Source organism: Clostridiales bacterium, assembly GCA_017961515.1.
GTDB lineage: Bacteria > Bacillota > Clostridia > Acetivibrionales > RGIG10202 > RGIG10202.
Genome location: JAGCXC010000087.1, coordinates 1 through 4,990 on the forward strand (window position 1 = coordinate 1; position 4,990 = coordinate 4,990).

At 32.1% G+C, this 4,990-nt stretch carries 4 protein-coding genes; 2 read left to right on the plus strand and 2 right to left on the minus strand.

What is annotated here, in order from left to right:
- Positions 1-301 precede the first annotated feature (301 nt).
- A complete protein-coding gene (locus J6Y29_05965; protein ID MBP5427413.1) occupies positions 302-913 on the plus strand; it encodes a hypothetical protein in 612 nt (203 codons plus the stop codon).
- 29 nt (positions 914-942) lie between these two features.
- Here the strand turns inward: J6Y29_05965 and J6Y29_05970 are convergent, their stop codons facing one another.
- Together J6Y29_05970 and J6Y29_05975 are read right to left on the minus strand one after the other, a co-directional pair.
- Positions 943-1,953, minus strand: coding sequence for an ATP-binding protein (locus J6Y29_05970; protein MBP5427414.1), 1,011 nt, complete (start codon positions 1,951-1,953; stop codon positions 943-945).
- Positions 1,950-2,966, minus strand: a complete 1,017-nt coding sequence (locus J6Y29_05975) for a DnaD domain protein (protein ID MBP5427415.1) — start codon at positions 2,964-2,966, stop codon at positions 1,950-1,952. Before J6Y29_05975 ends, J6Y29_05970 begins: the two co-directional genes overlap by 4 nt.
- Before the next feature lie 669 nt (positions 2,967-3,635).
- Here J6Y29_05975 and J6Y29_05980 point away from each other — a divergent pair.
- A partial coding sequence (locus J6Y29_05980) for an S-layer homology domain-containing protein (protein ID MBP5427416.1) occupies positions 3,636-4,990 on the plus strand: 1,355 nt, incomplete at its 3' end.

A 4,990-nucleotide genomic window follows, 5' to 3' on the forward strand; every position in this document is an offset into this window, starting at 1 on the left:
ATGGTATACAATGACTGAGTTTTAGTGGAATTTAGACAGAATATGCCAACTAAGGTGAATGTGGACTTAGTAAACCATAGGAGTGTTTGCGTGATAGATGCACTGGATAATGTAGTGATAGTTAAGTAGGAAAAGGGAAAAAAGTGGCTACTATCTGATATTGATAGTAGCTACTTAAACATTAAGCTATAATGATAATCAAAAAATCCTTTTTTGTTTATTCAAAAGAGGATTTTTTGATGCCTATGTATAATATAGATAATAAGAGAGTAATGAGCGTACATCAGAAAGAGGTGATGGTATGGCGATAGATGCGAGAATATATATAGCATTTAAGTGTGATCAATGTGATCATGTACAGATGTGTAAGCTTTCTATTTTTAGAATTTTTTGCGGAGGAAGCGATATACGTTGTCAGTGCGGAGAGTCGGGTTTACGTATTATAAATATAAATAAGATAAAATTAAAGATAGCGTTTTATTGTCCTAAGTGCGATGAGGTACATTCATTTTTATTACTAAAAAGGGAAATAATGCGTGAAGATGTTTTGGTACTATATTGCCCATATGCGGATATTCCTTTATGTGTTATAGGGAAAAATGCAGAAGATGTGTTAAGGGAAGTGGATTTAATAGAGGAAAAAATAGAAAATTTAGTTGATACGCGTTATAACTTAAGAGGTTATTTTACTAATTCAAAAGTGATGTACGAAAGTATAGATAAAATAAATAATATATTGCGAAGTGGTCAGATTGTTTGTAAGTGTGGGAGTGGGGATATAGCAGTATATGTTAAAAAAGATAAACTTGTGTTAAAGTGTAGAAATTGTATGGCCCAAAAAGAGTTAAAGGCAGCAACCAACAAGGATTTGAATGATTTATTAGATAAGATGGAAATTTTTTTAGATAAATAATAATAGAAAAAGAGGCGTAAGGATTAGTCCTATAGCTCTTTTTTCCTTTTTACGGCTCTTATATCATGACCAAAAAAACGCAGTATGTTAAAGTCTTCGATTATCCTGGATAATACACGTTCAGAGTATATTTCTGATATCAAAGACAAATTTATGTTAGTTGATGCAACGGTTTTAAGATTGTTTAACTTACGTTGGTTTAAAATGTTTAAAAGTTCTGAGTATTTGGAATTACTCTGTGGTTCTGTTCCAAGATCGTCAATTATAAGCAAGTCGACACTAAAAATTTGCTGATAATCCTCGAAATTGAATGAAGGGTCAGACAAAGCTTGAAGCTTATACTTGTTTATTATGTCAAATAACTGAGAGGATGTTTTATATATAACAGATTTACATTTTCTTAGTAATTCGAATGCAATACAGTTTAGCATAAAAGTTTTGCCAACACCAGTATTGCCAATAAAGAGCAAGTTTTTTGTGTCTGGATTGTCAAAATCTTCTATAAATTTCAATGCTGCTGACTTTATGTTCAATATGTTTTGACGAGGTGAGTTATTAGAGTTATATTTTTGGATGTCAACAGTATCAGAGTAGTAGTTTTCGTCAAATGTACTAAAATTTTCTTTGTCGATAATAGATAAATTACATTGCCCAAATACTAGGTTGATATATTTTTGCTGAAAACAGTGGCATATGCGAGAAGAAAACTCATCCTGTATTATGCCGCGATCCTTACACAAGGGACAATCATATATCTCATCAAGAAAAGTGTACTCAAAACCGTTGTCAGAAAGCAAAGCTCGTTTTTTTTCATCTAAAGAGGCAATACAATGCTTAAGCTTGGTAATACTTTTGGTATCATCAGGTTTGGATAATATATGCATATTGTATTTTATGCCAGCCTGCTTTATTTGGGTATCGATAGCCTCAATTTGAGGTACTTTCTCATATACCAGTGCCAAACGTTCTTGTCGTATATGGTAATTATTAAGACGCTTTTGTTCATATTCTAGTTTCAGTTGATTGTAAATGCTTGTCAATTTCCATTACCTCCTTGTTTTGCAGAAGTATCAGAATCAAAATTTGTGTAGAATGATTCCAGATACTTGGCATCATAGTCTCGTTGTTCAAAGTTTTTAGATAATACCTTTGTGTCTATGTTATTTGTATTTGTGTTTGATTTATTTTTCTTACCCTTATTAGAATTAGAGTAAGATATAATATCTTCGCGAGTCTTAAGCCCCATTTTATACCAATTTTCTATTATGCGATTGACATAATTTAAATTAGGATTAGCTGTGCCAGTGGTTTTTTGTAATGCAAGCTCAATTATGTCGAAGTCATATTTAAATGAAGATATCCATTTCTCGATCACTTTCTCGTCATATTCAGAGAAAGGAGTAGATCTATTAAGTTTTTTCCTTATCTTATAGCTAATATTTTTTATTTTTTGGTACTCCTCATAGTAATTTTCTACATCCAAAGAAGTAGTAATGCCTTTATTAAACCAATCACGAGCAACAGTTAGTATGTAATTTTTTTGCAGTACACCTCGGTCAAAACAGTGCTGAAACAGCATGTACATGGCATCATCCTCAAACTTAAACATATCAAACCAAGAGTCTATATCAGTGTACCATGATGGAGACATCAGTCCCTGGAAGAATTTATTGTTGATGCTTTTTATTACTCGATTCCTTTTCTTATGTATAATAGAAGACATACACTTTTGAGGATCGGATGATTCACGTGGTTTAAAATTTGACAAAACGGCACGTTCCTTAAGATCGTTAAAAGTGATGGAATTTTCGTTTTGTACAATAAGACCACATGACCTAAGATTATCTGTACAATTTCTAACAATATCTTTAGACATACCAAGTTTTTCTGAAAGAGTAGTAATGTCAAATGTTTTATTGTATTTGGCTAAGAACAAACAATATACATATAGCTTGACACTATCTGCATCTAGTGCTGGTAGATAGTCAGATATAAAAATATCTGATAGTTGTGTGTCTGAATATAATAAAGTTTTTTTTATTTTAAAATTCATAAAAAATCACATGCCTTTTTTAAAAAAATTGGTACCTTGAAGTATACCACAATTAAGTAGAATAATCCAACCCCAAAAATCAAAAAATATCGAAAAAAATAACTGTGTGGCAGTAACGTGAAATAAAAATATTAAATTTTGGTTACATATCTTAAATAGTGTTCTAAAACGCTTATAAAAGTTATTTTATGAATATTAAGAGAAGTCTTTGTACGCTAAAATAAGATTTAAAGAATACTGAGGAAGTCGCAGAACATAAAGTAAGAAATATTGGTTTGAAAATGCAAGAAATATAGGTCTTGATATTTAAATCTTGCTTATATGAACCAGAAATGGAGTATGGACACTCCCTCACCTATCATAAGATAGAAATATAGCTTATTATGCAGTATGTATGTTACCAATATACTAAGCTTACAAAATATTCTTTAACCTCCTCAATATTAAAACAATGATTTTACTTTTAAAACCATTTTAACAATATAATACAATAAATATAATTTTTTGTCAACCTATTTTTTTACTACAAATAAAAAATAGGTTTATCAATGTGATGCAAGATGGGAATATTAAGTTTTGGTTACAAATGTTGCCTTATAAGGATGCGAATGTTATAATCGAAATAGATTTTTTGTTAGAATAATCTAGATAGAGAGGAGACTTAGCGTTATGTGGAAGTATTTTAGCAAAATGTTTGCTGCATTGATTGCTTGTTTGAGTGTAGTATCGTCATTTGCTGCAGGACTGTCGTACGAGAGAGAAGCCCAAATATTATACGATCTTGGGTTGTATAAAGGTGTTAGTGAGACAGAGTACAAACCAGAGCTAGAAAAGAATCTAACAAGAGAGCAGGCAACAGTAATTTTGATAAGATTGTTTGGACAAGAGGATGAGGCCCAAAAGATGAGTGAATCAAAAGTTCGAGCAACATTAGCTAAGTTTGTGGATGCATATGAGATAAGTGATTGGGCCCAAAAAGAAGTTGCATATGCTACAAGTAAAGGATATATAAAGGGAAGAGAAAAGGGAAATAGCTTATATTTTAATCCTCAGGGATATTTAAAGGGAATAGATTATGCATCACTTATATTGCAACAGCTTAAGGTAACGGGATTTAGTTACAATAAAGCATTGGATAAGTTGCAATCTGAGGGTGTAATAACAAAAGAGCAAAAAGAGGTTTTTAATAAGGATCAATTAACAAGAGATGATGTAATAGGAATATCATATGGAGTGCTAAAGGCTTCTAATAAGGGCAATAACAAGACTGTTATAGAAAATTTAGTTGATACAGGTAAGGTTAGTTTAGTTAAGGCAAGTAAAGCTGGATTGATAAATATGCTTACACCAACACCTATAGTTATTCCAACAAATATGCAAGAAGATCAAGTGCTACGTAGAGCAGACGGAGCTGTGAAGCTAGGACAGTGGAAATTGACTAATCCTAGAAATGAAGAAGTTCATGTAAATAGGATATGGTTTACGGCAGAATATACAGGACAGGTTGCAGTATTAGATCCAGAACACGTTACAGACTTTTCGGTAGAGGATGAGAAAGGCAATGTATATGCAGTGTTTCAAGATATAAACGGGAATCCTAATAATGACATAAAGATATACGTTATTGCTAAGAAAAGAGTTGATTTGACAAAGCCATTTATTATGCCAGCAGGATCGGGTGTAAAAGAGGCGGAAAAAGAGATATTCTTATATGGAAGGATAAAGGAAGATGCAACACCAGGTGGTATGTTGGAAATATATCTAGGTGATGGAAGTAGCATATATGAAGCAAAAGGTAAAAAGTCAGGTTCAGATATAATGATAAGAGGATCTATGCTTAAACAAGATGATGAAGGCAAAAAGATAATTGCATTATCAAAAGTTGTGCCAGAGATGGGATCATACCAAAGAGATCCACTAGCTCGAGCAAATGTGCCAGTGGCGAGAGTTAATTTTATGAACAAAGGATACAGGGCGATCAAGATAAAACAAATTAGTTTTAAAGAGTTGATGAATTCGACAGG